Raw genomic sequence first — 25,799 nt, 5'->3', positions numbered from 1 at the left:
GCCCCTTGATCACTGACTGAACAGGTGAATGTTATGCAGATTGGAAGCGTACTGTTACTTTTTGTCGGCCTTGCCGTGGCCCTGGTCTTCATGGGGTTCAAGGTCGTCCCCCAGGGCTACCAGTGGACGGTGGAACGCTTCGGCCGCTACACCAACACCCTGAAGCCGGGACTGAACATCATCATTCCGGTGATGGACCGCATCGGGCGCAAGATCAACGTGATGGAAAGCGTGCTGGATATCCCGCCCCAGGAAGTCATCACCGCCGACAACGCCACGGTGCAGATCGACGCCGTGTGTTTCTTCCAGGTGGTCAACACTGCCCAGGCCGCCTACGAGGTCAACAACCTCGAACACGCCATCCGCAACCTGTTGCAGACCAATATCCGTACCGTGCTGGGTTCCATGGAACTTGACGCGATGCTCAGCCAACGTGACGGCATCAACGAGAAACTCCTGCGAACCGTCGACGAAGCCACCGCGCCCTGGGGAATCAAGATCACCCGGATCGAAATCAAGGACATCAGCCCGCCCGCCGACCTGATGGCGGCCATGTCCGGGCAGATGAAGGCCGAGCGGGTCAAACGTGCGCAGATCCTCGAAGCTGAAGGCCTGCGTGCCGCGGCCATCCTGACCGCAGAAGGCAAGAAACAGGCACAGATCCTTGAGGCGGAGGGCGAACGCCAGGCGGCATTCCTTGAGTCCGAAGCCCGGGAACGCCAGGCCGAAGCCGAGGCCCGGGCAACCCAGGTGGTGTCCGAGGCGATCGCCAGCGGCAACGTCCAGGCGATCAACTACTTCGTCGCGCAGAAATACATCGATGCCCTGGGCAAGCTGGCTTCAGCCAACAACAGCAAGGTGATCCTGATGCCGCTGGAGGCCAGCCAGGTCATCGGCGCGGTGGGCGGCATCGGCGAGATCGTCAAGGCCACGTTCGACGGCAAGAAGGTCTGAGGCGCGATCCATGTTGGCATTCCTGCAAGCGCTATCGTTCTGGGACTGGCTGGCACTGGGCACCTTGCTGCTGATCTTCGAGGTGTTCGGCGCCGGCGGCTACCTGTTGTGGATCGGCCTTGCGGCCGCCACCGTGGGGGTCCTGACGTTCCTCATCCCCGGCCTGTCATGGGAAATGCAATTTCTCCTGTTCGGCCTGTTGTCAGTGCTGACGGCGCTGTATTGGTGGCGCCGCCAGCGCAACGTGGTACGCCCCAGCGACCAGCCGAACCTCAACCTGCGGGGCCAGGAATTGATCGGCAAGACCTTCGTGGTGCAACAGGCGATAGTCAACGGTCGCGGGCGGATCAAGGTGGCCGACGGCGTGTGGATCGCCAAGGGCGCCGACGCGCCGGTCGGGGCCAAGGTGCGGGTAACCGGGCAGGAAGGGGCCATTCTGCTGGTCGAAAACCTTGACTGACGGGTCACGGAACTCCACCGGGGTATCTAGAATCAAACTGTGCAGATAACCCCCAGTTGGAGTCACCCATCATGCGTCTGAAAATTGCTGTCGCCACCCTTGCCCTGCTGTCCCTTCCCGTTGGTTCGGCAATGGCCGACACCTTCTGGCGTAACGTCATTTCCTCCGGTGCCACCACCGGTTCCACTTACCTGACCTTCAAGGACCACAAGCTGATCGTCGCCGCCCAGGACGACGCTGGCAGCTTCGTTGCCAGCGAAGGCAGCATTCGCGGCCCGTACCTGGAAGCCGCCATGCAGAAAGTCCGCGCCGACAACCCCGGCCTCAAGGCCACCGACATGGAACTGGCCAACGCCATCCTGGCGAAGAACGCCGTCGCTCAGGAATAACCCTCTCCCCAAGGATGGCTGACAGCAAACGCCGACCCCTGGGTCGGCGTTTTCGTTGGCCCGCTCGACAGGCTAGACAGCAGAAGCGCGTGAAACCGCCGCCAGCCCGGCGAGGGCATAGCTCATCATGTGTTCGATCAGTGCCGGCGGATCCAGCTCCAGGCCAGGCAACACGTTGCGCGTCAGCGGCTCATGGGCAATCAGCAGGAACAGGCAGGGCGCGAAGACGCTGACCGCGCTGCGCAGGGTGGCCGGGTCGTCCGGCGACAGCTGCATGATCTGGCCAAGAATGCTGCGCACGATCTTCGCCTTGGGGAACGCCTGCTCCTCAAGGACCGCCGGCAGCACCGAGGAAGGCGACAACAGTTCGCGAGTCAGCACTTTCAGCGCCCAGCCTTCGCGCTGGTTGCCCAGCCCTTCGATCAGCACGGTGATGATCGCCCGCAGCTTGTCTTCGGCACTGTCCTGGCTCTCGCTCAGGCTGATCATGGTCTCGATCCGCACCAGGCGGTCGTGGGCCTCGCGCAATACCGCCCGATACAGGCCGTCCTTGTTCTCGAAGTGGTAGTTGACCGAGGCGTTGTTGGCCCGGGAGTTCTCGCAGATCTGCTTGCTGGTGGTGTTGGCATACCCCAGCTCGGCAAAAAGCTGGCCGGCCGTTTCCAGGATCTGCTGGCGAGTGGCCTGGCCATCCTGACGCGGCGCACGGGCCGCCGCTGGCTGCGGGGAAGCGGAAACGGCCATAGATGCCTCGCTAAGTTAAATTCAAATTTGACTTTTGTTTATGGACTGCTTAGCTACAAAGCGCCAGTTTCTCGTTCAACCCTGCCAGCGGGGTACCGGGAGATGGCCGCTACTTGTCAATTCACGCCAAAGGATATCAGCATGGAAGCGCGCATCATGACTCCCTTCACCTACTTCTCACTGCCCATGCAGAAGCTGTTCCTGCGCAACCAGGCTGCAGTCAGCAACAAGCCCTATGCCAAGTATTTCCGCTCGGAAATGCGCGTGCCGCTGTCCGCCGTACGCAAGATCCAACAAGGCCCCATGGACCTGAAAGACACCCTGACCCCGAGCATCGAGGACATCAATCGCCTGCTCGACCCGGACTTTGTTAGCGAGGAATCCGGTTACGCGCTGCTGCCCGGCCCGATGGCCTATGTGCAGAGCCGCAAGTTCTTCCCCGGCTGCACCGCGCAGATGTTCAAGTGGTGGTTCATGTGGCACCCGGCGGAAGCGGAGCGCTATACCCTGTGGTTCCCCTACGCCCATGTCAGCAACCCCTGCGTGAATCACCAGCGCCTGCGCGACGAATCCCTGAGTTTTGAAGAACGGCTGTACGGCAACACCTTCTGCGCTTCGGAATATGTCGGCGACCGCCTGATGCACCTGCATATCGACTTCCAGGAACCGGCTCGCCTAGGCCTGAACCCCGATCTGTACCGCGAAGCGAAAATCGACGGCAGCGTCAGTGCCCTGATGAGCCTGGCGGACCACCCACAGGTGCCGGTGTCGTTGATGGTGCATCTGTTCAAGGAAGTGCCGGGCGGCATGCACCTGACCAGCCGTTACTGGGTTGGCTCACATCCCTCGATGGCCCGCTTTCCCGGGGCAGAAAAGGCCGCGGCGCTGTTGAAGGAAAGTGGCTTCGGCGAGGCCGAGCTGGAAACTCTGGCCTACGAATTCGCGGTGCATGACATGTGCGAGTTCAATCATCTGGCCAGCTTCCTGCCAGATCTGTATCGAGAGTTCGGCCCCGCTTCAGCCTGAAATAACAGCCATTAAGCCCACGGGCTTAATGGCTTGCAGGGATCAGCGTTGTGCTCCAGGACACACACCGTTGATCAGCAGAGAAGTGAATTCCTCGATGTCCTGTTCCGCCGTCAACTGCTCAGTCAACAACCGATACCAGCAAAAACCGAAGATCATATCGAGCAGCAATTCGCGATTGGTGTCCTTGGGCAACTCGCCATTGCTGATGGCATTTTCCACCAGTTTCTTCGGCATCTCCCTTCTGCGCTCCATGAACTGATCCTTGAGCTGGGTCAGGGTTGCCGGATCCAACTGCGCTTCGGCGATCACGCAGCGAAAGGCCTCTCCGCAGATCGTTTCTCTCCAGACTTTCCAGAGATTTCGCAGCAAAAAGTCGAGATCTGCTTTGAAAGAGCCAAGATCAGGAAACTTCCTGACTTGCTCACTCTCGTTTTCATAAACCTCGGCAATCAAAGCCGCCTTGTTCGACCACCAACGATAGATAGTTGGCTTGCTGGCCCCCGCCCGGCGGGCGACGGACTCGATACTGAGCCCGGAGTAGCCACATTCCTTGAGGATTTCGATGGTGGAACTGAGGATGGCTTTATGGGTGTGAGGACTTCGCAAAGAGCCGATGGAGCTGCGAGATGGGGTTCGAGCCACAATAAAAAATCTCCAGGCAGGTCGCTTGACAAACGCAACGCAGGGTATAGGATTCCCTCGAATCGAAATGAAACGGTCCGTTTCGTTTCATTCTTAAAAGAATCATTACTTTCTTGCATCGATCTATCTAGTTTCAAAAATATCGCGTAAGGGTTGAGCAGATCAGGCCTTGTAACTTGGAGTTCCTCGAATTCAAGGCTGTTGACCTTCCCCCTCAAGAGATTAGATCGGCTGAAATTATTATTAAACGAAACGTTCCGTATCATAGCATGATGAGGTGAATAAAAACAGCTTTCGAGCGGGCTTCCCGTCATTTGGAGTCTGCTGTTAAACCGCTCAAGCCCGAGGGTTTATGCATTGTCGCCAAAGGAAAGGCCGCAAAATTGTTTTCCGTATGTTTCAAGAGTGCTTCTGAACAAGCACGACGCAGTTTTCTGAAAAGAATGGAATCAAGAGGAAAATGAACGTGAAAAAAGTAGGCATTGTCAGCTATGGCGCGGGTATTCCGGTATGCCGCCTGAAAGTCCAGGAAGTGATCAACGTCTGGAAAAACACCGACCTCAAGCTGGTCGAGGAAAACCTCGGCGTGACGGAAAGAGCGGTGCTGCAACCCGATGAAGATGTCATCACCCTCGGGGTGCTGGCGGCGCAGCGGGCCCTGGCGAAAGTCCCCGGCCACGAGCTTGAGGCGCTGTACCTGGGCACCTGTACCAACCCCTATGACTCGCGGGCCTCGGCCTCGATCATCCTGGAAATGCTCGGCAGCGGTTACGACGCCTACTGCGCCGACGTCCAGTTCGCCGGCAAGTCCGGAACCTCCGCCCTGCAGATCTGCCAGGCCCTGGTGGCCTCCGGCATGACCGGCAGCGCCCTGGCCATTGGCGCCGACACCATCAACCGCAACACCGCGCCGGGCGACCTGACCGAATCCTATGCCGGGGCCGGAGCCGCCGCGCTGCTGATCGGCAGCCAGAATGTGATTGCCGAATTCGATGGCAGCTTCTCCTGCGCCGCCGATATCGCCGACAACATCCGCCCCCAGGGTGATCGCTACATCCGTTCGGGAATGGGCCTGGGCTCGGACAAGAACAGCATCGGCCTGGAAGACCAGACCCGCCGCGCCGCCGAAGGCCTGATGGCCAAGCTGCATACCAGCCCGGCCGACTATGACTATGTAGTGTTCCAGCAAAACCTGGTGTCCACGCCCTACTCCCTGGGCAAGCACCTGGGCTTCACCCCCAAGCAGGTGGAACCGGGGATCTACGCCGGCAGCGTCGGCGACACCGGCTCGGCCAGCCCGCTGCTCGGCTTGATCAACGTGCTGGACCAGGCCCGCCCGGGCCAGAAGATCCTCCTGGTGTCCTACGGTTTCGGCGCCGGCAGTGACGCCATCGCCCTGACCGTCACCGACGCCATCGAGCAGTACCAGAAGCACAACAAGCCCCTGCGCGAACTGCTCGAAACCAAGACCTACGTCGATTACGGCACGTCCATCAAGTACGAGTTCAAGTACCTGCGGGCTGACTACGCCCTGACCGCCTACCTCTGATTACGCCTGTCTACGCAAGGAGCATGCACATGTGCGCACGTCGTGTTGCAATCGTTTCGGCCGCCTATACGCCGAAACCCGGAAGTTCACGAGTTCGGCAGACGTTCAAGGAAATGATCGTCGAGTCCGCCTACAAGGCCCTCAAGGACGCCAAGATGCACCCCCGGGAAATCCAGGGTGTCGCCTACGGTTATCACGGTGAAGGCATTTCCGAATATGGCGGCCTGGGGCCGACCATTTCCGACGCCCTGGGCATCAGCCCGGCGCCGACTTTCATGAGCACCGCCAACTGCACCAGCAGCTCGGTGTCGTTCCAGATGGGCCACCAGATGGTCGCGTCCGGGGAATACGACATCGTCCTGTGCGGCGGCTTCGAGAAAATGACCGATCACTTCAACTACGCCGAATACATCGGCTCCAGCACTGAATGTGAATACGATTATTTCCTCGGCATCTCCCACACCGACGCCTTTGCCCTGGCCACCGCCGAGTACTTCCAGAAGTTCGGCTATGCCGGTCGCGAGGCCGACGTGCTGGCCACGTTTGGCCGGCAGATGCGCATCTACGCGCAGAACACCCCGACCGCCACCCGCTATGGCCAGCCGATTCCGTCCCTGGAAGCGCTGAAGAACAGTGAAGCCTGCGGTTCCATGCTGGCCTGGGGCGAAGCCAGTGGCTGCGCGATCCTGGTGGCCGAGCACCTGGCCCACAAATACACCGACAAACCGGTGTTCGTCCGCGGTTGCGCCTATACCGGGGTCTCGCACTACTTCGGTACGCGTTTCCACAACCCGACCCTGCACCACCCGGGCCTGCCCAAGGACGTGGGCATGGCCGTCTCCGCCAACTCCATCGCCTGCGCGGAAATTGCCTACAAGAAAGCCGGGATCACCGCCAAGGACATCGACGTGGCCCAGGTCTACGACCTGCTCGGCGCCGGGCTGATCCAGATGGAGTCCATGGGCATCTGCGGCAAGGGCCAGGCCGGCGACTTCGTGCTCGAAGGCGGCATCGCCCTGGACGGCCAGCTGCCACTGAACACCGACGGCGGCAACATCGGCCGCGGCCACGCTTCCGGCTGCGACGGCATCCTGCACATCACCGAGCTGTTCCGACAGCTGAGGGGTGAATCCGACAACCAGGTCAAGGGCGCACGCATCGGCGTGTCGCAGAACCTTGGCGGTTATGCGGCGCACAACTCGGTAATTGTCCTCTCGAACGACTAAGGAGCCCGGACCATGTCCATGTACCCAGAACAGATCCACAGAATGACCACCGCCAGCATGCTTCGCGAATGGCGCGAACATGGTGGCAAGTACCGCCTCGAAGGCAGCCAGTGCGAAGAATGCAATGAAATCTTCTTCCCCCGGCGCACCGTCTGCGGCGCCTGCAATTCCCTGAGCGTGAAGCCTTACCGCTGCAAGCGCACGGGCAAGATCGAAGTCATGGCCCACGCCGAGAACCCGATCCTGGCCGCCATGGGCTATGGCGAAACCGTGCCGCGCATCATGGCCATGGTGCGCCTGGACGACGGCCTGGTGATCGCCTCGGAGATCGTCGATGTCTGCGATCCGCAACAGCTGAAAGTCGGTGCGCCAGTGCGCATGGTGATTCGCAAGCATGTGCGCGAAAGCAACCTGGCCTGGCAATACGCTTATAAGTTCGTACTGGATATATAAGTTGTTGTTCAAGGTGCCTTTATATAAGGCACCTTGAAGTTAGCCATTAAAATAAAATCCAACTTAAAAGTTACATCAACGGCCGCTTCACGCCTCGAAGTTGCCTTAAGGCCCTGATTTCCTTTAGGGCCTACAGATTCCTGTGCCTATGAACGGGGACTATCCCCACCCCTTAACTTATTGGCTTACTTAGAGCCAAGGACCCATCATGTCTACTCTTTGCCTTCCACACGTCATGTTTCCGCAACACAAGATCACCCAGCAACAGATGGTTGATCACCTGGAAAACCTGCACGCCGACCATCCGCGCATGGCCCTGGCCAAACGCATGATCGCCAACACCGAAGTCAACGAGCGCCACCTGGTGCTGCCGATCGACGAGCTCGCGGTGCACACCGGCTTTACCCACCGCAGCATCGTCTACGAGCGTGAAGCCCGGCAGATGTCGTCCGCCGCGGCGCGCCAGGCCATCGAGAATGCCGGGCTGCAGATCAGCGACATCCGCATGGTGATCGTCACCTCCTGCACCGGCTTCATGATGCCGTCGCTGACCGCGCACCTGATCAACGACCTCGGCCTGCCCAACTCCACCGTGCAACTGCCGATCGCCCAGCTGGGTTGCGTGGCCGGTGCCGCGGCCATCAACCGGGCCAACGATTTCGCCCGACTCGATGCGCGCAATCACGTGCTGATCGTGTCCTTGGAGTTTTCTTCGCTGTGCTATCAGCCGGACGACACCAAGCTGCACGCCTTCATCTCCGCGGCGCTGTTCGGCGATGCGGTCTCGGCCTGCGTGCTGCGCGCCGATGACCAGGCCGGCGGCTTCAAGATCAAGAAGACCGAGTCGTTCTTCCTGCCCAAGAGCGAGCACTACATCAAGTACGACGTGAAGGACACCGGCTTCCACTTCACCCTCGACAAGGCGGTGATGAACTCCATCAAGGATGTGGCGCCGGTGATGGAGAAGCTCAACTACGACAGCTTCGAGCAGAACTGCGCGCACAACGACTTCTTCATCTTCCACACCGGCGGCCGCAAGATCCTCGACGAACTGGTGATGCACCTGGACCTGGCCTCGAACCGGGTGGCGCAATCGCGCAGCAGCCTGTCGGAAGCCGGCAACATTGCCAGCGTGGTGGTGTTCGACGTGCTCAAGCGGCAGTTCGACTCCAACCTGAATCGCGGCGATATCGGCCTGCTGGCGGCGTTCGGCCCGGGGTTCACCGCGGAAATGGCGGTCGGCGAGTGGACCGCCTGATGTAACCCCTGCGCTTGTCCAACCTGACGTTGCCGGGCTGCATGGCCACGTCAGGTCGAGCCGGTTCATGGTTTCACAAGGAAGCTGAGCGATGAACACTGGAATGCCAACCACGGCTGCCAACAGCCGTTACGAACGATCCATGGTGCTGTTGCTGTCACTGAGTTTTGGGCTGGTGGGGCTGGATCGCTTCATTATCCTGCCGCTGTTTCCGGTGATCATGCACGACCTGCAGCTGGACTATCAGGACCTGGGCTACCTGTCCGCCGCGCTGGCCTTCACCTGGGGGCTGTCCGCCCTGGGCATGGGCAGCGTGATCGAGCGCCTGGGCACCCGCCGCGTGCTGGTGGCCTCAATTGCCGTGCTGTCGCTGCTGTCCGGCTTTTCCGCGCTGGCCACCGGGGTGCTGGGGCTGGTGCTGCTACGCGGGCTGATGGGCATCTGCGAAGGCGCCTTCACCCCGACCAGCATCATTGTCACCAACGAGGTTTCGCGCCCCGACCGGCGCGGGCTGAACCTGGGCATCCAGCAAGCGCTGTTCCCGATTCTCGGCCTATGCCTGGGGCCGCTGATCGCCGCCTACTTGCTGCAACTGTCCGGCTCGTGGCGCGCGGTTTTCGCGATCATTTCCCTGCCCGGCCTGTTGCTGGCCGGCTACCTGTGGAAGGTTTACCGGCCGCTGCCGGTGCCCGCCGCCGAGCGCCCTGCCGGCAGCGCCTGGGGCAACTGGCTGGCGGCCTTCAAGAGCGGCAACGTGAGCCTGAACATCCTGATCATGTTCTGCATCCTCACCTGCCAGTTCGTGCTGTGCGCCATGCTGCCCAGCTACCTGACCGATCATATGCACCTGGACACCCTGTCCATGGCCTTCGTCATCTCGGCCATTGGCCTGGGTGGCTTCATCGGCCAGTTGATCATCCCCGGCCTGTCCGACCGCCTCGGGCGCAAGCCGGTGGTGTCGGTGTGTTTCATGGCCAGCAGCACCCTGGTGGGCCTGCTGATCGTCAGCCCGCCCATCACCGGGCTGCTGTTCCTGCTGCTGTTCATGCTGTCGTTCTTCAATTTCAGCCTGATCTGCATGACGGTCGGGCCACTCACCAGCGAGTCGGTGGCCCCGGCCCTGCTGCCGACGGCGACCGGGATTGTCGTGGGGTTCGGCGAGATTCTCGGTGGCGGCCTGTCGCCGGCCGTGGCCGGGTTCGCCGCCAGCCATTTCGGCCTGCCGTCGATCCTCTACGTGGCCCTGAGCGGCAGCCTCGCGGGCCTGCTGCTGTCATTTCTGCTCAAGGAGCAGGTGCTCGAACCGCGCCGCACGCGCGCCCCCGACACACTGCCCATCCTCCCCGCCCCCTTGCCTCTGAAGGATTAGAGAATCATGGACGATTACCTGCTGTTGCTGGATGTCTGCCACAAGGAACAGCGCGCCATCGGGCTGTTCGACTTTCACAATGGCCGCAGCCTGCGGGCCTATTCCGAACACGGCGGGCTGTACGAGACCCTGCAGTTCTGCACCCGTCGCCACCTGGGCTGGAGCGAGCACTTGCGCAGCCTGCCGGCCCATCCACAGCTGCCGGCCGACGGCCCCCAGGACGGGCCGCTGCGCCCACCGCTCAAACCCCGGGACAGCCTGCTGGCCCAGGTCAGCGAGGTCACCCTGAATACCCCGCATACCCGCCAGGGCTGGTTCTACAAGGGCAACGGCAGCCTGCTCAAGACCGATGGCGAGCCGCTGATGATTCCGTACCACGCCCTGAGCATTTCCAGCCAGCCCGGGGTGGTCTGCGTGTACCTGGTGGACCCTTTCGGCCAACTGCGCTTTGTCGGCTTCAGCCTCGGCCACGACATTCACGACCCGCTGCTGAGCCGCCAGGACGCCAGCTCCTGCGCGCAATCGCGGCTGCGCCAGTGCGCCATCGCCCCGGCGCTGATCCTCGGCGAACTGCAGAACAGCCTGGCACTCAATGTCCGGGTCGAACGCCAGGGGGCGCAGCTGTCACAGCTCAGCTATCGCCTCGACCTGCAGAATTGGTGGGCCATTCGCAAATACTCCCAGGCGTTCCTCGAACAGCACGAACAGTTCCTGCAACCGGGCATGGTCCACTACGTGTTCCACAGCGCCAGCCGGCGCGAGAGCGAGCTGCAGTTGCAGCATGGCGACTGGCTGGACCTGGATTGCCCGGAACTGGAGCTGGGCCTGAGCAACCAGGTGATCGAGGAAGAGTTGCTGCACCTGTATCCCCTGGACACCCAGCCATCCCGAGCCCGCGCCCACGGCGCGCGCCCGAAGCGGATACGACACCACTACTGAAGCGCGCTCAGCGGTAGTCCTCCAGCGGCACGCAGGCGCAGAACAGGTTGCGGTCGCCATAGACGTTGTCCACCCGGTTGACCGCTGGCCAGTACTTGTGGGCCCGGGTATGCGCGGTAGGCAGTACCGCCTGCTCGATGCTGTACGGCCGCACCCAGACCCCGGTGATGTCCGCCAGGGTATGCGGCGCGCCCTTGAGCGGGTTGTCCTCGGCCGGCCAGTTGCCCTCCTGCACCTGGGCGATCTCGGCGCGGATGCTCAGCATGGCCTCGATAAAGCGGTCGAGTTCGGCCTTGGACTCGCTTTCCGTGGGTTCCACCATCAGCGTGCCCGGCACCGGAAAGGACATGGTCGGGGCGTGGAAGCCGTAGTCCATCAGGCGCTTGGCCACGTCTTCTTCGCTGATCCCGGTCAAGGCCTTGAGCGGGCGCAGATCGAGGATGCATTCGTGGGCAACCCGGCCATTGCGCCCGCTGTAGAGCACCGGAAAAGCGCCACCGAGCTGCTGCGCCAGGTAATTGGCCGCCAGGATCGCCACCTCGCTGGCGTCCACCAATTGCGGCCCCATCAGCGCGATGTACATCCAACTGATCGGCAGGATGCTCGCGCTGCCCCAGGGCGCGGCGCTGACGGCACCGTTCTCCGCCAGCGGCCCGTCGATGGGCACCACCGGGTGGTTGGCGACAAAGGGCGCCAGGTGCGAGCGCACGCCAATCGGCCCCATGCCCGGCCCACCGCCGCCATGGGGAATGCAGAAGGTCTTGTGCAGGTTCATGTGCGAGACATCGGCGCCGATGTCCGCCGGCCGGGCCAGGCCCACCTGGGCATTGAGGTTGGCGCCGTCCATGTACACCTGGCCACCGTGGCTGTGGATAACTTCACAGATCTGGCTGATGCCTTCTTCGTACACGCCGTGGGTCGATGGGTAGGTGGCCATCAGGCAGGACAGGTGTTCCCCGGCCGCCTGGGCCTTGGCCTTCAAGTCCTGCAGATCGACATTGCCAGCCTCATCGCACTCGACGATCACCACCTGCATCCCGGCCATCTGCGCCGAGGCCGGGTTGGTGCCGTGGGCCGAAGCCGGGATCAGGCAGATATGTCGACCGCCCTGCTGGCGGCTCTCATGGTAGCGACGAATGGCCAGTAGCCCGGCGTACTCGCCCTGGGCACCGGAGTTGGGCTGCATGCAAATCGCGTCGAAACCGGTGATGGCGCACAGCCAACGCTCCAGTTCATCGATCATCAGGGTGTAGCCGACGGCTTGCTCCCGAGGCGCGAAGGGATGCAAGTTGGCGAACTCCGGCCAGGTAATGGGGATCATCTCGCTGCTGGCATTGAGCTTCATGGTGCAGGAGCCCAGGGGAATCATCGACTGATTGAGCGCCAAGTCCTTGTTTTCCAGCTGCTTGAGGTAGCGCAGCATCTCGGTTTCGCTGTGGTGGGCACTGAATACCGGGTGGGTCAGGTAGCGACTGCGCCGCAGCAGCGGGTCGGGAATCCCCGACTCCAGTGCCTCTGCGTCCAGGGCGGCGACATCCAGCCCGTGGTCGGCGCCGAGGAACACGTCGAACAAGCGTGCCACGGTGGTTTCGTCGCAGGTTTCATCCAGGCTCAGCCCCAGCTGGCCACGCCCGAGGATGCGCAGGTTGATCTGCTGCGCCCTGGCGCTTTCGATGATCGCCGTCTGGCTGCCGCCGACCTCCAGGGTCAGGGTATCGAAGAAGTGCCGGTTGACCCGGGCGATGCCCTGACGCTCCAGACCGACCGCCAGGATGCAGGTCAGCCGATGCACCCGCTGGGCAATGCGCTTGAGCCCCGCGGGGCCGTGATAGACCGCATAGAAACCGGCGATATTGGCCAGCAGCACCTGGGCGGTGCAGATGTTCGAGTTGGCCTTCTCGCGACGGATATGCTGTTCGCGGGTCTGCAGGGCCATGCGCAAGGCCACCTGGCCGCGGGCATCCTTGGACACGCCGATGATGCGCCCGGGCATCGCCCGCTTGTACTCGTCGCGGCAGGCGAAAAACGCCGCGTGGGGGCCACCGTAGCCCATGGGCACGCCGAAGCGCTGGGACGAACCGAGCACCACGTCGGCCCCCAGCTCGCCGGGCGGGGTCAGCAGCAACAGGCTGAGCAGGTCGGCAGCGACACAGGCCAGGGCCTGCTGTGCGTGCAGATGGTCGATCAGCGGGCGCAGGTCGCGGATCTCGCCGTGGGTGTCCGGGTATTGCAACAGGGCGCCGAACACCTGGTGCGCGGGCAAGTTATCCACAGCGTCGACGATCAGTTCGAAGCCAAACCCTTCGGCCCGGGTACGCACCACGGAAATGGTCTGCGGATGGCAGTGCTCATCGACAAAGAACAGGTTGCTTCTGGACTTGGCCACGCGCTTGGCCAGGGCCATGGCTTCGGCCGCCGCCGTCGCCTCGTCGAGCAACGAGGCATTGGCCAGGTCGAGGCCGGTGAGGTCGATGGTCATCTGCTGGAAGTTGAGCAGGGCTTCGAGCCGGCCCTGGGCGATTTCCGGCTGATAGGGGGTATAGGCGGTGTACCAGCCGGGGTTCTCCAGCACGTTGCGCAGAATCACCGTCGGCGTCAGGGTCCCGTGGTAGCCCATGCCGATCAGGCTGGTGCAGGCCTGGTTCTGCTCGGCATAGCCCTTGAGCCGGGCCAGCGCGGCCGCTTCGTCCAGGGCCGGCGGCAGGTCCAGGGGGCGATTGAAACGGATGCCCGGCGGCACCGTCTGTTCGATCAGCTCGGTCCGGCTGCCGAGGCCGAGGCTGGCAAGCATCGCCTGCTGCTCCTCGGCGTCTGGCCCCAGGTGCCGGTTGAGAAAAGCGTTGGGCTCGCGTAACTGGCTCAAAGATAGCAACTGGGACATGACCGGCTCTCTCCGATAAACGGCGCTCAGCGTCGCTGCAACAGGGTGCCAAGCAGCATAGCAGCCGATTTCCTGCGTCGGTGCTCTGGCGTCCCGAGGCAATCGGTACCATCATGCTCGTCGTCAATGCGCCGGCCCCGGCGCACCACAACCTGTGCCCTTATCGTCCGCTTATCGGGTGTCCCATCGTCATGAGCCAACTGCCTTTCCTGCCGTTCTCCAAACCCACCATCGATGAACCGACCATCGCCGCCGTCGGCGACGTCCTGCGTTCAGGCTGGATCACCAGCGGTCCCAAGGTCCAGGCCTTCGAAGCCCAGCTTTCGGAGTTCTTCGGTGGGCGCCCGGTACGCACATTCAACTCCGGCACCTGCACCATGGAAATCGCCTTGCGCATCGCCGGCATCGGTGCGGGCGATGAAGTCATCACCACACCGATCTCCTGGGTCGCCACCGCCAACGTGATTCTCGAAGTCGGCGCCACGCCGGTGTTCGCCGATATCGACCCGGTCACCCGCAACATCGACCTGGCCCAGGTCGAAGCCGCGATCACCCCGCGCACCAAGGCCATCATCCCGGTGTACCTGGCCGGCTTGCCGGTGGACATGAGCCGCCTGTACGCCCTGGCCAAGAAACATGGCCTGCGGGTCGTGGAAGATGCCGCCCAGGCCCTGGGCTCCAGCTGGAACGGCCAACGCATCGGCGCCGGTGGCGACTTCGTGTCCTTCAGCTTTCAGGCCAACAAGAACGTCACCTCCTCCGAGGGTGGCTGCCTGGTCCTCAATACGCCGGAGGAAGTGCGCCTGGCCGAGAAGTACCGCCTGCAAGGCGTGACCCGCAGCGGCTTCGACGGCCTGGACGTGGACGTGCTCGGCGGCAAGTTCAACATGACCGACGTGGCAGCGGCCATCGGCCTGGGCCAGTTTGCCCACATCGAGGCCATCACCGCCCATCGCCGTGAGCTGGCCCGGCACTATTTCGAATGCTTCGGCAGCGACTTCGAGGCCCGCTATGGCGCCCAGCTACCGCCAGCGGACTTCAGCAACAGCAACTGGCACTTGTTCCAGTTGGTGCTGCCGGAACGCAAAGACGGCAAGCCGGCCCGCGCCACCTTCATGGAGCAGATGCAGGAACGTGGGATCGGCATCGGCTATCACTACCCGCCGATTCATTTGCTGAGCCTGTACCGCGAGCGCGGTTTCAAGGAAGGCATGTTCCCGGTGGCAGAACGCGTCGGTCGACTGATCGTCTCGTTGCCGATGTTCACGGCCATGAGCAAGGCCGACGTGGAACGTGCGGTGGCGGCGGTGAAAGAGGTGTTGCAGGCTTAAGCGCCTGCGCGGGCGAGCCCGCTCCTACAAAAACGGGAGCGGGCCTGCCGGCAAGAACGGCTTACTCGCCGATGGCGGCCTTGTAGCCGGCGGCGTCCAGCAGCTTGTCCAGGTCGGCCGAGTTGCTTGGCTTGAGCTTGAAGATCCAGGCACCGTACGGATCGCTGTTGAGCAGCTCGGGGCTGGCACTCAGCTCTTCGTTGACCGCGACCACCTCACCGGCAACCGGCGCATAGATGTCGGAAGCGGCTTTCACCGACTCCACCACACCGGCCTGGTCCCCTGCGCCAAACACGTTGCCGACTTCCGTCAGCTCGACGAAAACCACATCGCCCAAGGCTTCCTGAGCGTGGTCGCTAATACCCACGGTCACGCTGCCGTCGGTTTCCAGGCGGGCCCATTCGTGACTGTCGGCAAAACGCAGGTGGGCAGGGATATCGCTCATGTTCTGTGTCCTCAAGAAGAAGTGCCAGCGGCGCAATGCCGGCTGGAAATAGTTAGATCAAGGTCTTGCCGTGGCGCACGAAGGTCGGTTTGACCACCCGGACCGGGTACCACTTGCCGCGGATTTCCACTTCGGCACGGTCGGCGGTGGCCATCGGCACCCGCGCCAGTGCGATCGATTTACTCAGCGTAGGGGAGAAACTACCACTGGTGATCTCACCTTCGCCAACATCGGCGATACGAACCACCTGATGAGCGCGCAAAACCCCACGTTCCTCCAGCACCAGCCCCACCAGCTTTTGCTTCACGCCGGACGCTCGTTCTGCTTCCAGCGCGGTGCGACCGATGAATTTGCGCGACGAAGGTTCCCAGGCAATGCTCCAGGCCATGTTCGCCGCCAGGGGCGAGACGTCCTGGTGAATGTCCTGGCCGTAGAGGTTCATGCCGGCCTCCAGGCGCAGGGTGTCCCGGGCGCCCAGGCCGATGGGCGAGATCCCCGCCCCCACCAGATCGTTGAAGAAGGCCGGTGCCTGATCGGCGGGCAGGACGATTTCCAGGCCGTCCTCACCGGTGTAGCCGGTACGGGCAATGAACCAGTCACCGTCGAAACCGGCTTCGAAGGGCTTGAGCTGCTGGATCAGGGTGCCACGCGACTGGCTCACCAGTTCGGCAATCTTGTTACGCGCCTGCGGGCCCTGGATCGCCAGCATCGCCAGCTCCGGGCGCTCGCGCAACTGCACCTGGAAGTCCCCCAGCTGCGCCTGCATCCAGGCCAGGTCCTGATCACGGGTCGCGGCGTTGAGCGCCAGGCGATAAGCGTCTTCGAGGCGATAGACGATCATGTCGTCGACGATGCCGCCATGTTCGTTGAGCATCGCGCTGTACAGAGCCTGGCCAGGCCTTTGCAGACGCTCGACATCATTGGCCAGCAACTGCTGGAGCCAGGCCTTGGCCTGGGCACCGCTGACGTCGATCACGGTCATGTGGGATACATCGAACACACCGCAATCACGTCGCACCTGATGGTGCTCCTCGACCTGCGAGCCGTAATGCAAGGGCATATCCCAACCGCCAAAATCGACCATTTTCGCGCCGAGGGCGAGATGCAGGTCATACAGAGGCGTACGCTGTCCCATGGGTTTCTCCTTCCGGGCGTGGCGAGGGTGCGGACTGGCGCTGTTAGAGTGAAAGCCTTGAAATAGATGGCCTTCAGCCGATTTCAGCGTCCCGGCCAAACAACAGGCCGCACCGAATGCCGCGCATTGTAGCTGCAAGGTGGAAGGCTGGCACCTAACCGATTCGATGGGCCGAACGACGGATCAGGCCGATCACCGGCAGCAGGCCCACCAGCACCAGGGTCAGTGCCGGCAGCGAGGCCCGGGCCCACTCCCCTTCACTGGTCATCTCGAAGATCCGCACCGCCAGCGTGTCCCAGCCAAACGGGCGCATCAGCAGGGTGGCGGGCATTTCCTTGAGCACATCGACGAACACCAGCAAGGCGGCGCTCAAGGTCCCGGGCAGCAACAGCGGCAGATACACTTTGAAAAACAGTCGCGGGCCTCCGACCCCCAGGCTGCGCGCCGCTTCGGGCAGTGACGGGCGAATCCGCTCCAGGCTGTTTTCCAGCGGCCCATAGGCCACGGCGATGAAGCGCACCAGATAGGCCAGCAGCAAGGCCGACAGGCTGCCCAGCAGCAGCGGCTTGCCGGCCCCGCCCAACCAGCCGGACAACGGGATCACCAGTTCGCGATCCAGGTAACTGAAGGCCAGCATGATCGACACCGCCAGCACCGAACCGGGCAAGGCATAGCCCAGGTTGGCCAGGCTGACCCCGGCGCGGATGCCCCGGGTCGGTGCCAGGCGCCGGGCGAAGGCCAGCAGCAAGGCCACGCTGACGGTGATCAGCGCCGCCATGCCACCCAGGTAAAGGGTGTGCATGATCAACCCGGCATAACGCTCATCCAGGTCAAAACGCCCACGCTGCCAGAACCACGCCAGCAACTGCAGCAGCGGAATCACGAAGGCACAGGCGAACACCAGCAGGCACCAGCCCGTGGCCGCCACGGCCTTGATCCCTCGCAGGTGATACAGGGCCTTGCCCCTCGGGCGTTCATTGCCCGTACGACTGGCCCCCCGGGCCCGCCGCTCGCCATACAGCACCAGCATCACCGCCAGCAGCAACAGGCTGGCCAGCTGGGCGGCACTGGAAAGGCTGAAGAAGCCGTACCAGGTCTTGTAGATGGCGGTGGTGAAGGTGTCGAAGTTGAACACCGACACCGCACCGAAATCCGCCAGGGTCTCCATCAGTGCCAAGGCTACCCCGGCGCCGATGGCCGGCCGCGCCATGGGCAGCGCAACGCGCCAGAAGGCCTGCCAGGGCGACTGCCCGAGCACTCGCGCGGCTTCCATCAACCCCTTGCCCTGGGCCAGGAAGGCGGTGCGCGCCAGCAGGTAGACATAGGGATAGAACACCAGCACCAGCACCAGGATCACCCCGCCGGTGGAACGCACCCGCGGCAGTCGCAGGCCGCTGCCGAACCATTCCCGCAGCAGGCTTTGCACCGGCCCGGAAAAGTCCAGCAGGCCGACGAAGACAAAGGCCAGCACATAGGCCGGAATTGCGAAGGGCAGCATCAGCGCCCAATCCAGCCAGCGCCGCCCGGGAAACTCGCAGAGGCTGGTGAGCCAGGCCAGGCTCACCCCCAGCAGCGTGACGCCAACGCCCACTCCGAACACCAAGGTCAGGGTGTTGCTCAACAACCGCGGCATCTGCGTGTCCCACAGGTGGGACCAGATCTGCGCATCGACAGCCTGCCAGGACAGCAGCAGCACACTCAGCGGCAGCAGGACCAGGGCCGCTACGGCGAAGACCAGGGGATACCAGCGACGTTGAGCGGGATGGGCCACAAAAAACTCTCGGGCAGGTGGAACAGACAAGATTTTTGCGCAAAACGCGCGTGGCGAGGGAGCTTGCTCCCGCTGGGTCGGCCGGCGCTCCGGGGCTTAGCCGCCCCAACGGCTGCAGACCCGTTCCGCCAGTTGCATCACGTGCTCAGGGTTTGCCACCGCTGCGCGGTGGAGCGGGAGCAAGCTCCCTCGCCACAAAAAAGCCGGCGGCTAAAGAAAACGCCCCGCAAAAGCGGGGCGCAGTATAACGGCAGGCTCAGTTCCAGCCAGCCCGGTCCATCAAGCGGATGGCTTCGGCCTGACGCTTGCCGGCGATTTCAACCGGCAGGGTATCGGCCACGAACTTGCCCCAGCTGGCCACTTCCGCAGACGGTGCCACCGCCGGGTTGGCCGGGAACTCCTGGTTGACGTCAGCGAAGATCTTCTGCGCCTCAGGCGTGGTCATCCACTCCACCAGGGCCTTGGCCGCTTCCGGGTGCGGCGCGTGCTTGGTCAGGCCGATGCCCGACAGGTTGACGTGCACCCCACGATCGCCCTGGTTCGGCCAGAACAGCTTCACCGCCAGGTTCGGCTTCTGCTTGTGCAGGCGACCGTAGTAGTAGGTGTTGACGATGCCGACGTCGCATTGCCCAGCGTTGATCGCGTCCAGCACGGCGATGTCATCGGAGAACACATCGGTGGACAGGTTGTTGACCCAGCCCTTGATGATCTCTTCGGTCTTCGCCGCGCCGTGGGTCTCGATCAGGGTGGCGGTCAGCGACTGGTTGTAGACCTTCTTCGCGGTACGCAGGCACAGGCGGCCTTCCCACTGCTTGTCCGCCAGGGCTTCGTAGGTGGTCAGCTCGGCAGGTTTGACCCGGTCGGTGGAATAGGCCAGGGTCCGCGCCCGCAGGCTCAGGCCGGTCCAGGCATGGTTGGAAGAGCGATATTGCAGGGGGATGTTGCTGTCGATGACCTTGGAGGTGAACGGCTGCAGGATGCCCATCTGCTCGGCCTGCCACAGGTTGCCGGCATCCACGGTCAGCAGCAGGTCGGCGGTGGCGTTCTCGCCTTCGGCCTTGATCCGCTGCATCAGCGGCGCTTCCTTGTCGGTGATGAACTTGATCTTCACCCCGGTCTTCTGGGTGTAGGCATCGAACACCGGCTTGATCAGCTCATCGATACGCGAGGAGTAGACCACGACTTCATCGGCGGCGCAGGCCGTGCCGCCGATGAGTGTGAGGGCCAGGGCGGTCAGTAGACGCTTCGGTGCCAACATGGGAGCGGTCTCTCGATTTCAAAATGAGGCGAAATGATAAGGACTCCCATTTGCCATCTCAACCGAACCCGGCGCCGAGGCGTTACCAGATGTTGCGTAGGGTCGTCCTCCAGGAAGTTTCGCCGGCCAGCCGGCGCCTAGGCCCTGGCCAGCTCCGGGAGATCGCCGCTCAGGCCCAGTGCCTGGCGCACGAAGATCGCCTTGGCCTCGGGCATCTGGTCGATCACCTTGAGGCCGGTGTTACGCAGCCAGCGCATGGGCAGCGGGTCGGCCTGGAACAACCGCTCAAAGCCCTCCATGGCCGCCATCAGCGCCAGGTTGTGAGGCATGCGTCGGCGCTCGAAACGGCTCAGTACTTTGACCTCGGCCAGGCGCTCGCCACGGCTGGCCGCTTGCAGCAGCACCTCGGCCAGCACCGCCGCGTCGAGAAAGCCCAGGTTGACCCCCTGCCCCGCCAACGGGTGGATGGTGTGGGCGGCGTCGCCGATCAGCGCCAGGCCTTCGGCCACGTAGCGCTTGGCATGCCGCTGGCGCAGCGGTACGCAGAGCCGCGGGTCGGCACCGAGCACCTTGCCTAAACGGCCTTCGAAGGCGCGCTCCAGTTCAGCACAGAAACTCTCGTCGTCCAGGGCCATCAGGCGCTCGGCCTCACTCGGCGTGGTCGACCAGACGATCGAGCACCAATCATGCTGCCCGTCCCGTACCAACGGCAGAAACGCCAGCGGGCCGGTATCGGTGAAACGTTGCCAGGCCGTCAGTTGATGCGGCTGGCTGCTACGCACGCTGGTGACGATAGCGTGGTGCAGGTAATCCCACTCGCGGGTGGCGCAGCCGGTCAGGCGACGCACAGCCGAATTGGCACCATCTGCGGCCACCACCAATGGCGCGCGCAGCATTCGACCGTCCGCCAGGGTCAGCAGCCAGTCATCGCCGGAGCGACGCATCTGCTCCAGCCGGGCATTGGCCAGCAGGCCGATATCACATTCATGCAGACGTTCGAGCAAGGCGTCCTGAACCACCCGGTTCTCGACGATATGCCCCAGCACTTCGGCATGCACACTGGACGCCGAGAAGTGGATCTGCCCGGTGCCGCTGCCATCCCAGACCTGCATGTCGCAGTAGGGGCTGCTCCGCCGCCGAGCGATGCCGTTCCAGGCACCGAGGCGCTGCAGAATGCGCTGGCTGGCCGCCGACAGGGCACTGACCCGAGGCTCGAACGGCGCCTCGTCATCGAAGGGTTTGACACTCAGGGAGCCGCCATCGAGCAGCAGCACTTCCAGGCCGCTGCCCTGTAACGCCAACGCCAAGGCACTGCCGACCATTCCGGCTCCGACAATCAGCACATCTGCGCGCATTTCCATGCTTTAGGCCTGTCTCACTGGCGGCTTGAGCCGCACATAAAGGGTTTTATCGACCCGCGCCACCAGGGTGCCGGAGCCGTCATGAATCTCTACCTGCAACTGCGGCAGGTACTTCTCACCCGTTGCGGTCTGCTGGCGCACTTCGTCGAGCAGCGCCTGGTCGATGCTGAACCGGGCAAACACCGGGCCCCGGCCCGGGGCGATGAAATCAATGGCCGCCGCCTTGTCCCAGACGATGTAGTCGCGCCCCAGGTTCTCCATCAGCATCAGCATGAAGAACGGGTCCACCATCGAGTACAGGCTGCCGCCGAACTGGGTGCCGACATAGTTGCGGTTGTACCAGCCCAGGCCCATGGAAACCTGGACTTCACGGAAGTCCGCGCTGATCTGGCGAATCCGCACACCGGCCCCCAGGTAGGGTGGGTACAGGTTCAGCACCCAGCGCAACAGGCGGGCCTTGCCAAACCGCCGGGTCAGCCAGTCACGCATCCGGGCGGGTGCCCAGGCCCATGGCCTGGCGGGCGAACCAGCGCTTGGCCGGGGGCAGCAGGTCCAGGCCGAGCAAGCCGAGGTTGCGCCCCACCGACAGCAGCGGCAGCTTGCTGCCGAACAGCCGGGTGACCTGATCGGAGAACCCCACGGTCAGGTTCTGGTCCAGGCGCTGGCGTTCGCGATAAGCCTGCAGCACGGCAAAATCCCCCGGCAACTGCTCGCTGGCCAGCAAGGCATCCGCCAGGGCCTGGGCGTCACGCAGCGACAGGTTGAAGCCCTGGCCGGCGATCGGATGCAGGCTGTGGGCGGCGTTGCCCAGCACCACCAGATGCGGGCGCACCTGCTCCTCGGCTTCCACCAGGGACAGCGGGTACAGGTGGCGGGCGCCGACTTGCTTCAGGGTGCCCAGGCGGTAACCGAACACACCCTGCAACTCACTGAGGAAACTGCGCTCATCCAGGTCCGCCAGACGTTGTGCATCCATGCCCTGGCGGGTCCAGATCAGTGCACAGCGGTTGTCCGGCAGCGGCAGCAGCGCCATTGGCCCGTCGTCGGTGAAGCGCTCGAAGGCCATGCCGTTGTGGGCTTCGCTGGGGGTGATATTCGCAATCAGCGCACTCTGGTTATAAGGGCGATTCTTGACCCCGATACCCAGTTGTTCGCGCAGGCCGGAGCGGCCGCCGTCGGCCAGCACGGCGAGGTCGCACTCCAGGGTGGTTTCATCATTCAGGGTCAGGCGATAACCGCCTGCCAGAGGCTCCAGGCGGGTGACCTCGGCCGGGCAACGCCAGCTGATCACGTCCTTGTCCAGCCCCTGCCACAGGCATTGGCCGAGCCAGGCGTTTTCCACCACATAACCCAGGGCCGGAACGCCTTCTTCCATGGCCGACAAGCGCGCAGTGGAAAACCGCCCGCGGTCGGACACGTGGATCTGCTTGATCGGTTCGGCACGCCGGGAGATCGCCTGCCACAGGCCCAGGCGCTGGTAGATCTGCCGGGCACCGAAGGACAGCGCCGAGGAGCGGGCATCGTAGCTGGGCTGGAAACTGTCGCCAGGGGCGAACGGCTCGATCAGCACGATCTTCCACCCGCGCGCCTTGGCTCCGGCCTGCAACGCCAGGGCCAGGCTCGCGCCCACCAGCCCGCCACCAATGATGGCCAGGTTGACCCGGCTCATGACGCCTGGACCCGGGCAGCGGCCATCAATGCCTCGATCTCGGCAACGCTCTTGGGCACGCCACCCGTCAGAATTTCACAGCCCTGCTTGGTCACTACCACGTCGTCCTCGATGCGCACGCCGATGCCGCGCCACTTCTTCGCCACCTGCTGGTTGTCCGGGGAGATATAGATGCCCGGCTCCACGGTCAGCGCCATGCCGACCTCCAACACCCGCCACTCGCCGCCGACCCTGTATTCGCCGACATCGTGTACATCCATGCCCAGCCAGTGTCCGGCGCGGTGCATGTAAAACGTCTTGTAGGCCTCGCTGGCAATCAGCTGGTCCACATCGCCTTCCAGCAGGCCCAGGCGCACCAGGCCGGCGGTAATCACCTGGACCGTCGCCTCGTGGGCCTGGTTCCAGTGCTTGTTCGGGGCGATCTGGGCAAAGGCCGCTTCCTGGGAAGCCAGCACCAGCTCGTAGATCGCCTTCTGCTCCGGCGAAAACCGGCCATTGACCGGCCAGGTGCGAGTGATATCGCTGGCATAGCAGTCGATCTCGCAACCGGCGTCGATCAGCACCAGGTCACCGTCCTTGAGCACGGCGTCATTCTGCTGGTAATGCAGGATGCAACTGTTGCGGCCCGCCGCGACGATCGAGCCATAGGCCGGCATCTTCGCCCCACCCTTGCGGAACTCGTAATCCAGCTCGGCTTCCAGGCTGAACTCGTGCAACCCGGGACGGCTGGCCTGCATTGCGCGGATATGGGCCTGGGCGGAAATCCGCGCGGCTTCGCGCATCACCTTCACTTCTGCCGCCGATTTATACAGGCGCATGTCGTGCAGCAGATGATCCAGGGCAACGAATTCGTTCGGTGGCTGGGCGCCAAGGTGCGCTTTAGAGCGGATCACGTTGATCCACTCCATCAGGTGGCGATCGAATTCGGGGTTGCTGCCCATGGCCGAATAGACCCGGTCACGGCCTTCGATCAGCCCCGGCAGGATGTCGTCGATATCGGTGATGGGAAACGCATCATCGGCACCGTAGTCGCGGATCGCGCCTTCCTGGCCGGCACGCAAGCCATCCCAGAGCTCCCGCTCGGGGTTGCGTTCACGGCAGAACAACACGTACTCGCCGTGCTCGCGCCCCGGGATCAGCACGATCACCGCCTGAGGCTCGGGAAAACCGCTGAGGTACTGGAAGTCGCTGTCCTGGCGGTAGACGTGCTCCACGTCGCGATTGCGAATGGCCACGGCTGCCGCCGGCAGGATCGCGATGCTGTTGGGCTCCATCTGCGCCATGAGCGCCTTGCGGCGACGGCTGTATTCCGCTTTCGGGATATGAATCATGGGCAGATGCAGTTCCCTGTCAGTCAGTGCAGAGAAGGCTTGGCAGCCGGTGCAACGGTCTTGTTGGTCTCGGTGAACAGCAGCAGAGGCGCGACGCGCAGGTATTCCATCACCTCCATGTAATCGCTTTCACCGTCGTCGGACTCTTCCAGCGCGTCCTGGACCTGGGCGATGGCCGCAAGGTCCTGCAACACTTCCGTGGCCTCGGCGCTCAAGGTGCTGCTGTCACGGGAGTTGAGGCCGAAACCGGCGAGGAAACCCTGGCACCACTGGCCCAGGGCCGCGGCGCGTTCGGTCAGTGGCGCGTCGTCGCTGGGCAGCAGCAGGACCACGGTCATGTCGTCGCTGGTGAGCTCGCCCTTGACCATCTCCTGCAGGCCGATCAAGGCGTTGCGCACGTTGTCTTGCGGCTCGCCTTCGAGCAGCTCGGCGGCATCCACCAGCCAGCCGTCGACCTCGAAACCGGCACCGGCGCAGCTGCGACCCAGCAACAGGCCGTGCAATTCGGCAGGAGAAACAGGGTGACCGCTGCTGCTGAGCAGGGTGGCGAAGGCGTTGTACGGGGAATTCTGAATGGGCATGGGCAGCTAGGCGCCAAGCGGCGCAATGTCTAGAATGAAGGTCTTGTATCGTAGGGCGTGTCATCATTCATTGCCAGCGCCGCGTTGTGCTTTGCGCCCCGTTACAGTGGCGCGCAGGGCCTCGGGCGACAGACAGATTGCCGACCCGACAGCGCCAGATGCGCCAGGACTGTTCAGGCCATCGAGGCGCTGCCCAGCCAGTTGCCACTCATCAGACCAACTTCAGTGGGACACAATGGAAGACACCGACCTGCACGCACTGATGGCCAGACTCGAACTGCTTATTACCCGGGTCGAGCAACTAAAGAGTCAAAACGCACTCTTATTAGCTCAGGAAAAGACCTGGCGCGAGGAACGCGCGCACCTCATTGAAAAAAACGAAATCGCCCGGCGTAAGGTCGAATCGATGATTTCGCGCCTCAAGGCCCTGGAGCAAGACTCATGAGTTCAAGCAATAGCGTTACCGTGCAGATCCTCGACAAAGAGTATTCGATCATCTGCCCCCAGGAAGAGCGCAGCAATCTGGTGAGCGCCGCCCGTTACCTGGATGGCAAGATGCGCGAGATCCGCAGCAGCGGCAAAGTCATCGGCGCCGATCGCATTGCGGTCATGGCCGCCTTGAACATCACCCACGACTTGCTGCACCGCCAGGAGCGCCCGGACGTTCAGGCCAGCGCCACGACCCGCGAGCAAGTGCGGGACCTGCTGGAGCGTGTCGACCTGGTCCTGGCCACCGATTCGGACACAAGCAAAGCTGATTCCTGACAGCGGTTGCGGTATACTCCCGCCACTCCCTGGGGTGCTTGCCAGTTGGCGATGTCCCTGAGCCGATTCGCACTACCCTGGAAGTTGCACGTTGGGCTGGTGTGCATGTCCGCTAGACGGAAAGCCTTAAAGCCTGCTGCATCTTCCGCCTTGAACTTTCGGGTTCAAGGGCTAAGTCGACAGCGGTTCGCCTGGGGAGCCTGAATTGCCAACCAATGCCAGTTATCCATGCTGGCATTGGTTTTTCCGGGTAGGCTGT

The 25,799-nt window shown here is 63.1% G+C and carries 25 protein-coding genes and 1 other RNA gene; 14 read left to right on the top strand and 12 right to left on the bottom strand.

Annotated features, from left to right (window positions below; all coding sequences use genetic code 11):
• The first annotated feature begins 33 nt into the window (after positions 1 to 33).
• The 3 genes from LXM55_RS14100 to LXM55_RS14090 all read left to right on the top strand — a co-directional run bounded on the left by LXM55_RS14100 (position 34) and on the right by LXM55_RS14090 (position 1,803).
• Complete coding sequence (locus tag LXM55_RS14100; RefSeq protein WP_102862164.1) at positions 34 to 954, top strand: SPFH domain-containing protein; 921 nt, start codon at positions 34 to 36, stop codon at positions 952 to 954.
• 10 nt (positions 955 to 964) lie between these two features.
• On the top strand, positions 965 to 1,414 hold the full coding sequence (locus LXM55_RS14095; protein ID WP_233320904.1) for an NfeD family protein: 450 nt from the start codon (positions 965 to 967) through the stop codon (positions 1,412 to 1,414).
• Positions 1,415 to 1,485: 71 nt separating this feature from the next.
• Positions 1,486 to 1,803: a DUF2388 domain-containing protein gene (locus LXM55_RS14090; protein WP_016966055.1), complete on the top strand. Its 318-nt coding sequence runs from the start codon at positions 1,486 to 1,488 to the stop codon at positions 1,801 to 1,803.
• A gap of 72 nt (positions 1,804 to 1,875) precedes the next feature.
• On the opposite strand, the gene LXM55_RS14085 is transcribed toward LXM55_RS14090, so the two are convergent.
• Entirely contained in the window at positions 1,876 to 2,547 is a 672-nt protein-coding gene (locus LXM55_RS14085) for a TetR/AcrR family transcriptional regulator (protein ID WP_233320903.1), read from the bottom strand.
• A 141-nt stretch (positions 2,548 to 2,688) separates the two neighbouring features.
• On the opposite strand from LXM55_RS14085, the gene phlG reads away from it, so the two are divergent.
• Positions 2,689 to 3,573 (top strand): 2,4-diacetylphloroglucinol hydrolase, encoded by an 885-nt coding sequence (gene phlG / locus LXM55_RS14080; RefSeq protein ID WP_233320902.1) that lies wholly within the window; start codon positions 2,689 to 2,691, stop codon positions 3,571 to 3,573.
• A gap of 42 nt (positions 3,574 to 3,615) precedes the next feature.
• Here phlG and LXM55_RS14075 read toward each other — a convergent pair whose 3' ends face one another.
• Positions 3,616 to 4,218 (bottom strand): TetR/AcrR family transcriptional regulator, encoded by a 603-nt coding sequence (locus tag LXM55_RS14075; RefSeq protein WP_233320901.1) that lies wholly within the window; start codon positions 4,216 to 4,218, stop codon positions 3,616 to 3,618.
• A 460-nt stretch (positions 4,219 to 4,678) separates the two neighbouring features.
• Between LXM55_RS14075 and LXM55_RS14070 the strand changes: the two genes are divergently transcribed.
• The 6 genes from LXM55_RS14070 to LXM55_RS14045 all read left to right on the top strand — a co-directional run bounded on the left by LXM55_RS14070 (position 4,679) and on the right by LXM55_RS14045 (position 11,012).
• Complete coding sequence (locus LXM55_RS14070; RefSeq protein ID WP_233320900.1) at positions 4,679 to 5,767, top strand: hydroxymethylglutaryl-CoA synthase; 1,089 nt, start codon at positions 4,679 to 4,681, stop codon at positions 5,765 to 5,767.
• A 29-nt stretch (positions 5,768 to 5,796) separates the two neighbouring features.
• The gene (locus tag LXM55_RS14065; RefSeq protein WP_233320899.1) at positions 5,797 to 6,993 is read left to right on the top strand and encodes a thiolase family protein; all 1,197 of its coding nucleotides are present in this window, start codon (positions 5,797 to 5,799) and stop codon (positions 6,991 to 6,993) included.
• A gap of 12 nt (positions 6,994 to 7,005) precedes the next feature.
• On the top strand, positions 7,006 to 7,446 hold the full coding sequence (locus LXM55_RS14060) for a Zn-ribbon domain-containing OB-fold protein (protein ID WP_233320898.1): 441 nt from the start codon (positions 7,006 to 7,008) through the stop codon (positions 7,444 to 7,446).
• Positions 7,447 to 7,654: 208 nt separating this feature from the next.
• Positions 7,655 to 8,704 carry a type III polyketide synthase gene (locus LXM55_RS14055; RefSeq protein WP_233320897.1) on the top strand — a complete coding sequence of 350 codons (1,050 nt, stop codon included), beginning with the start codon at positions 7,655 to 7,657 and terminating at the stop codon, positions 8,702 to 8,704.
• Positions 8,705 to 8,795: 91 nt separating this feature from the next.
• Positions 8,796 to 10,073, top strand: a complete 1,278-nt coding sequence (locus tag LXM55_RS14050) for an MFS transporter (RefSeq protein WP_233320896.1) — start codon at positions 8,796 to 8,798, stop codon at positions 10,071 to 10,073.
• A 6-nt stretch (positions 10,074 to 10,079) separates the two neighbouring features.
• Positions 10,080 to 11,012: a fumarylacetoacetate hydrolase gene (locus LXM55_RS14045; RefSeq protein WP_233320895.1), complete on the top strand. Its 933-nt coding sequence runs from the start codon at positions 10,080 to 10,082 to the stop codon at positions 11,010 to 11,012.
• 7 nt (positions 11,013 to 11,019) lie between these two features.
• Here LXM55_RS14045 and gcvP read toward each other — a convergent pair whose 3' ends face one another.
• Positions 11,020 to 13,893 carry an aminomethyl-transferring glycine dehydrogenase gene (gene gcvP, locus LXM55_RS14040; protein ID WP_233320894.1) on the bottom strand — a complete coding sequence of 958 codons (2,874 nt, stop codon included), beginning with the start codon at positions 13,891 to 13,893 and terminating at the stop codon, positions 11,020 to 11,022.
• Positions 13,894 to 14,084: 191 nt separating this feature from the next.
• Here gcvP and LXM55_RS14035 point away from each other — a divergent pair, with 191 nt between their 5' ends.
• Positions 14,085 to 15,224, top strand: coding sequence for a DegT/DnrJ/EryC1/StrS family aminotransferase (locus LXM55_RS14035; RefSeq protein WP_233320893.1), 1,140 nt, complete (start codon positions 14,085 to 14,087; stop codon positions 15,222 to 15,224).
• 61 nt (positions 15,225 to 15,285) lie between these two features.
• On the opposite strand, the gene gcvH is transcribed toward LXM55_RS14035, so the two are convergent.
• The 9 genes from gcvH to LXM55_RS13990 all read right to left on the bottom strand — a co-directional run bounded on the left by gcvH (position 15,286) and on the right by LXM55_RS13990 (position 24,775).
• Positions 15,286 to 15,669: a glycine cleavage system protein GcvH gene (gene gcvH, locus LXM55_RS14030; protein ID WP_233320892.1), complete on the bottom strand. Its 384-nt coding sequence runs from the start codon at positions 15,667 to 15,669 to the stop codon at positions 15,286 to 15,288.
• 52 nt (positions 15,670 to 15,721) lie between these two features.
• Entirely contained in the window at positions 15,722 to 16,804 is a 1,083-nt protein-coding gene (gcvT, locus tag LXM55_RS14025) for a glycine cleavage system aminomethyltransferase GcvT (RefSeq protein WP_233320891.1), read from the bottom strand.
• Between the two features lie 154 nt (positions 16,805 to 16,958).
• Complete coding sequence (locus tag LXM55_RS14020) at positions 16,959 to 18,575, bottom strand: ABC transporter permease (RefSeq protein WP_233320890.1); 1,617 nt, start codon at positions 18,573 to 18,575, stop codon at positions 16,959 to 16,961.
• A 256-nt stretch (positions 18,576 to 18,831) separates the two neighbouring features.
• Entirely contained in the window at positions 18,832 to 19,833 is a 1,002-nt protein-coding gene (locus LXM55_RS14015; RefSeq protein WP_233320889.1) for an extracellular solute-binding protein, read from the bottom strand.
• A gap of 137 nt (positions 19,834 to 19,970) precedes the next feature.
• Positions 19,971 to 21,188, bottom strand: coding sequence for a 2-octaprenyl-3-methyl-6-methoxy-1,4-benzoquinol hydroxylase (locus LXM55_RS14010; protein ID WP_233321043.1), 1,218 nt, complete (start codon positions 21,186 to 21,188; stop codon positions 19,971 to 19,973).
• A gap of 9 nt (positions 21,189 to 21,197) precedes the next feature.
• Complete coding sequence (locus LXM55_RS14005) at positions 21,198 to 21,683, bottom strand: DUF4442 domain-containing protein (RefSeq protein WP_233320888.1); 486 nt, start codon at positions 21,681 to 21,683, stop codon at positions 21,198 to 21,200.
• On the bottom strand, positions 21,676 to 22,863 hold the full coding sequence (ubiH, locus tag LXM55_RS14000) for a 2-octaprenyl-6-methoxyphenyl hydroxylase (RefSeq protein ID WP_233320887.1): 1,188 nt from the start codon (positions 22,861 to 22,863) through the stop codon (positions 21,676 to 21,678). The genes LXM55_RS14005 and ubiH overlap by 8 nt, the downstream gene beginning before the upstream one ends.
• Positions 22,860 to 24,194, bottom strand: coding sequence for a Xaa-Pro aminopeptidase (pepP, locus tag LXM55_RS13995; protein WP_233320886.1), 1,335 nt, complete (start codon positions 24,192 to 24,194; stop codon positions 22,860 to 22,862). Before pepP ends, ubiH begins: the two co-directional genes overlap by 4 nt.
• Positions 24,195 to 24,217: 23 nt before the next feature.
• Entirely contained in the window at positions 24,218 to 24,775 is a 558-nt protein-coding gene (locus tag LXM55_RS13990; RefSeq protein ID WP_233320885.1) for a YecA/YgfB family protein, read from the bottom strand.
• A 235-nt stretch (positions 24,776 to 25,010) separates the two neighbouring features.
• Between LXM55_RS13990 and LXM55_RS13985 the strand changes: the two genes are divergently transcribed.
• From LXM55_RS13985 to ssrS, 3 genes are all read left to right on the top strand, one after another.
• On the top strand, positions 25,011 to 25,220 hold the full coding sequence (locus LXM55_RS13985) for a TIGR02449 family protein (RefSeq protein WP_011064144.1): 210 nt from the start codon (positions 25,011 to 25,013) through the stop codon (positions 25,218 to 25,220).
• Positions 25,217 to 25,540 (top strand): cell division protein ZapA, encoded by a 324-nt coding sequence (locus LXM55_RS13980; protein ID WP_011064145.1) that lies wholly within the window; start codon positions 25,217 to 25,219, stop codon positions 25,538 to 25,540. Before LXM55_RS13985 ends, LXM55_RS13980 begins: the two co-directional genes overlap by 4 nt.
• A gap of 23 nt (positions 25,541 to 25,563) precedes the next feature.
• A non-coding RNA gene (gene ssrS, locus LXM55_RS13975) (6S RNA) lies at positions 25,564 to 25,742 on the top strand.
• Positions 25,743 to 25,799 lie beyond the last annotated feature (57 nt).

Origin of the sequence: Pseudomonas sp. Au-Pse12 (genome assembly GCF_021341665.1) — a bacterium.
Classification (GTDB): domain Bacteria; phylum Pseudomonadota; class Gammaproteobacteria; order Pseudomonadales; family Pseudomonadaceae; genus Aquipseudomonas.
The sequence above is the reverse complement of the archived record's forward strand: the minus strand, read 5'-3'. Positions and strand labels throughout refer to the sequence as shown.